Annotated in this window: 3 protein-coding genes and 1 pseudogene; all 4 read left to right on the forward strand. The window is 63.2% G+C overall.

The genetic code is table 11. The features are described 5' to 3' along the window. On the forward strand, nt 1–547 hold a 547-nt coding region (locus ACTHJR_RS09370; protein WP_440522885.1), incomplete at its 5' end, for a sigma-70 family RNA polymerase sigma factor. Nucleotides 548–715: 168 nt separating this feature from the next. Continuing rightward, nucleotides 716–1366 carry an Ig-like domain-containing protein gene (locus ACTHJR_RS09375; protein ID WP_440522886.1) on the forward strand — a complete coding sequence of 217 codons (651 nt, stop codon included), beginning with the start codon at nt 716–718 and terminating at the stop codon, nt 1364–1366. Between the two features lie 211 nt (nt 1367–1577). Further along, a complete protein-coding gene (locus ACTHJR_RS09380) occupies nt 1578–3563 on the forward strand; it encodes a hypothetical protein (RefSeq protein WP_440522887.1) in 1986 nt (661 codons plus the stop codon). Then, nucleotides 3560–4930: pseudogene (locus ACTHJR_RS09385) on the forward strand (hypothetical protein); the annotation flags it as partial. The gene ACTHJR_RS09380 and the pseudogene ACTHJR_RS09385, both read left to right, overlap by 4 nt.

The following is a 4930-nucleotide window of genomic DNA, read 5'->3' on the forward strand; positions in this document are numbered from 1 at the left end:
CGAGGCGGTCCACGGCTTCGAGGATCGCGGCCAGGTGACGTTCGAGCAATATCTCGCCACCCGCGTGCGCGGCGCGATGATCGACCAGCTCCGCCGCCAGGCGACCCTGACCCGCGGCGCGATGCGCCGGCGCAAGCAATATCAGGAAACCGTCGCGGCGCTGACCGTCGACCGCAAGCCGCCGGCCGAGACCGACGTCGCCGACAAGCTCGGCGTCAGCGTCGAGAAACTGCGCGCCGATTACGCCAGCGCGGAGGCGGTGCGGTTCGATTCCTTGGATGAGGTCTATACCGACGACGGCCCCTGGTTCATGTCCGACGAGCCCGACGCGTTCGAGCAACTCGCCGAGGCCGACCTGCGCGACACGCTCGTCACCGCGATCGCCGCGCTCCCCGAGCGCGAGGCGCAAGTGGTGCAACTTTATTATGTCGAGGAATTGAACCTCGAGGAGATCGGGCATGTGCTCGGCGTGGGTGCCGCGCGGGTGTGCCAGATCAAGGCGTCGGCGCATGCAAGGCTGAAGAAGGCGCTGGCGCGGGCGGTTTGAGGGGCTCATTCCTCGCCCCGCATTTCTAAGACATCCGCCGATCGGTTCGATTGCCTGAGTCGCGGACGAAACCGGCGCGTCAAGCCCTAACCTGCTCTAAAATGGATGCATCTTTCGTTGCATCCGATTGGCCGGCGATGCTGTCTGCTCCCATCGGGTGGAGCATCCATGAAACGAATCGTACCGTGGTTGGCGGGATCGGCCGCCACCGTGACCATTTTATCGTGCAGCGCGCTGGCGCAGGAAACGACAACCTATTCCTATGATGGGTTGGGGCGGCTGAGCGGGTCGACCATTTCCGGCGGCTCCAACAATGGGCGGGTTACCGGCACGTGCTTCGACGCGGCCGGCAATCGCACGCGCTACGACGTGGCCACCGCCGCACCCGGCGCGTGTCCGACGCCGACACCCACGCCTACATCGAGTCCCACACCCACGCCAACACCAACTCCAACCCCGAGTCCGACACCCACTCCGACCCCCACGCCCACACCGACGCCCACCAACCAGCCGCCCGTCGCGAACATGGACAACGCGTCGTTCAATTGCTCGCTGACCAAGACGATCAATGTCACGGCGAACGATACCGATCCTGAGAATAATCTCCCGCTGGCGGTCGTAAGCATGACCTCGAACAATCCGGGGACGGTCTGGGGTTCGGTCGTCAGTGCATCGTCAATCCAGGTCTCGTCCAATTCGGCGGGTACCTTTTCGGTCAGCTATGTCGTTGCCGACAGCCTCGGTGCGCAATCAACCGGGACCGTCGTCCTCACAATCACCGGAACCGTCTGCCAGGATGGGCCGCCTCTGGATGGATAGGAACTCGCCGCCGCCAGCAAGGATGATCTGACAGCGGAAAACTCGTGATGACCTCGAAAAATCTCATTCGAATACTTGCAACGGTGCCGCGCCAGATGTTGCGACCGGGCGAGCGCCCCAGGGGCGGCGCATCGACCGCGCCGGATTAGCGCCGTGGGAAGGTTGAAGGCGCAATTTATTATCGGAATTTTGGGCGAAGCGGGGCAGCGAAATGAAGCTTGATTGGCTAAATATGCTGGCGGGCGTCGCTGCAGCGACAGCGGCGGTGCCGGCCTGCGCGCAGGACAATGTTCAGAACCAGGCGCTCGTGCCGCCCAACAAGCTCATCAAGTCGCCCGGTGGAGTCGACATGGTCAGCGGAAAATATGGCGAAAGCGAAACCGATCTTTCGATCGGCGGCGCGGCGACCGCCGGCATTGAGTTGCAACGAAGTTTGAGCGTTGGAGCGCCTGGCCATGTCGATCAATTCGGCGACGCGACGTCCAATTTCGACATCATGATCACCGAACTCAAATATGACGCCACTTTGCCCGACCCGCTGGCCGGGGGGCCGGATTACCGTCTCGGCGTGCGGTTTGGCGGATTGTCGGGCACTTTTAACTCCACTCGCAACAACGGCGGCTACCCGATTTCGGCGTCAAAGGAGACAGCCGACACGCTCCTGATTTCAGGCGACAAGGCATCCGACACCGCGATTTATACGTACACTGCGCAAAATGGGACCAAGGCCGTGTTCCGGCCGATCGGCAGCGGCGATTGCTCGAGCACCGAGCGCTGCGCTTTCGTCAATTACGTGATCTATCCTGACGGCACCCGGATGGACTTCAACTATCAGGCCGCGGCCGCCGGCACGACCAACAAGACGTTGTTGCGCTCGGTGGTCAGTTCGCGCGGCTACGCGATCCTGTTTGATTACACCGCGCTCGGCGGGAAAAACCTCGTCACTCGCGCCTGTGCGATCAATCTCGCGGTGCAAACGCTGGCGTCGGTAACGTCGTGCGCTGGCGTCGCGCGGCAGTCGAGTTATTCCTACACGTTGGTCGACGGCGCGTACCGCATCGCCCAGGCGGTTGGTCAGGATGGCGCGCCCTACACCTTTACCTATGGACACGATGCCAGCGGCAATCTGACGAAGGCCTATATCAAGCCGGGTGCGACGCAGCCGTGGATGACGAACACCATCGTCCCGCATCGCAATGCCGACGGCATCTATGAGGATGTCGTCAATTATCAGGCGTTCGCTGATGGCCAGACGCTGACCTATCTTCATTGGGAAGCGGTCACCGTCGGCGCTAGCTCGCCGCCCCTGGTCGGCGGGTCTTACACCGACGCGGCGGGCGCACAGACCCTGATTACATATAGTTTCCCGGCCAATCCCAACCCGCCGCCATCGGGATCGACCGGGCAACCCGGTTTCGGCGATTGCAGCAATACGCCCTGCGTCATCAATTACATGCAAATGACGCCCGGCCCGGCGCATGTCAGGGATCCACTGGGCCGTATCACCCAATATGATTATTGCGATCGCGCCGCCTATCCGAGCGACCCGAGCAAATGCCTGGTGACGGCGCTGCAGCGGGTGATCCAGCCCTCGGGGATGATCACCGAAGTCTACTACGCCGGAAAAGGAATTATCAGCGAACTGCATGACATCGATCCGGCCGGTGTTCTGCCTACTCGGATCAAGCACTATGATTATGGCTGCGCCGGCGATCTCTGCCGCGACAAGCCGACCCTGATCCGCGATGCCAAAGGCAATGAAACGCTCTACACCTATAGCGCCGACCACGGCGGCGTCCTGACCGAACTCGATCCCGCCGATGCGAACGGCGTGCATCCGGCGAAGGTCTATACGTACGTCCAACGCTATGCCTGGATCGCCAACGGAGCCGGCGGCTATGTCCACGGATCGGCGCCGATCTGGCTGATTAGCAGCGAAAGCACGTGCCGGACCAGCGCGACAACACTCAGCACCGGCGCCTGCGCTGCTGGCGCCGCCGACCAGGTGCTGACGACCTATGACTACGGACCTGACACCGGCACGGTGGGTAATACGCTGTTGCAGAAAGGGGTGAAGATAACCGCAGCCGACGCCTCGGGGGCGATCGTCAGCAGGCTGACCTGCTACGGTTACGATTCTGCCGGCAACCGCATCAGCGAAACCAAGCCTCGCGCTGGCCTGACGGTGTGCCCGTGAAGCGCGCTCGGATCGCAGCCGCATTGGCGGCCAGCTTCGCGTTCCTGCTGCCGGCATCGGTACTCGCGCAGACCTCCCCGTCAGACTTCACCACTGCGTCGCGCTACGACGCGGGTCGGCGGGTCACCGGTACCATTGCCCCCGATCCCGATGGCGCGGGGCCGCTCCATTATGCTGCGGTTCGCACCACCTATGACAGCGCCGGGCGTCCGATCCGGGTCGAGAAGGGCGAGTTGTCGAGTTGGCAATCGGACGCGGTGGCGCCTTCGGCGTGGCCGGCATGGAACGGCACCAGCGGGTTCAGACTCTTCACTAAGGTCGAAACGACCTATGACGCGCTCGATCGGAAAGCTGTCGAAGCGACATGGGGGTCGGGGGACGGCGGCGTAACCTGGGTCGAGAGCGGCGTCACGCAATATAGCTATGACCTGCAAGGGCGGCTCGACTGCACCGCGGTCAGGATGAATCCGGCGATGTGGAGCGCCTTGCCCGCGTCGGCCTGTACGCTCGCCACGACGAGCGCGACGTATGGGCCCGACCGCATTACCCGCAACGTTTATGACAGTGCCGGCCAGTTGCTGAAGGTGATCAAGGCGTACGGCCAAACGACAGCCAATGGCCTGCCGCAACTCCAGCAGGATTACGTCACTTATACTTATACGCTCAACGGCAAGCAGGCGACCGTCAAGGACGCCGACGGCAATCTCGCCAGCTATACCTATGACGGCTTCGACCGGCTGGCGAAGTGGAGCTTCCCGTCCAAGACGGCGACCGGGACGGTCAGCACGACCGATTTCGAAGCTTATGGCTACGACGCCAACGACAACCGCACATCGCTCCAGAAGCGCGACGGGCGGACGCTGACCTACGGCTTCGACGCGCTCAACCGGATGGTGAGCAAGATCGTCCCCGATGGCGGCTGCCCGGTGCCGGCCAATCCGGACGTCTGCACCAATGTAGCGGCCTCGGCGACGCGCGATGTCTATTATGGCTACGACCTGCAGGGGCTGCAGACCGCCGCACGGTTCGATAGCACGACCGGCGCCGACGCGGTGCTCAACGCCTATGACGGGTTCGGCCGGATCGTCTCGACCACGACCGCGATGGGCGGGGTCAGCAGGACGATCGGCCATACCTACGACGCCGACGGCAATCGCCTGACCAATAGCTGGCCGGACGCGCTCAAGGTCACCTACGGCTATGACGGGCTCGACCGGCTGAACGCGGCGTATGAGGGGACGAGCACGTCGCTGCTCACGTACGGTTACACCCCGGCCGAGCAGCCCGCGTCGCTGAACCGTGCGTCGGGGAGCAACACGACCTTGAGCTATGACAGCCGGCAGCGGCTGTCGGCGCTGGCGCACGAT

The organism is Sphingomonas sp., assembly GCF_051962185.1.
GTDB lineage: Bacteria > Pseudomonadota > Alphaproteobacteria > Sphingomonadales > Sphingomonadaceae > Sphingomonas.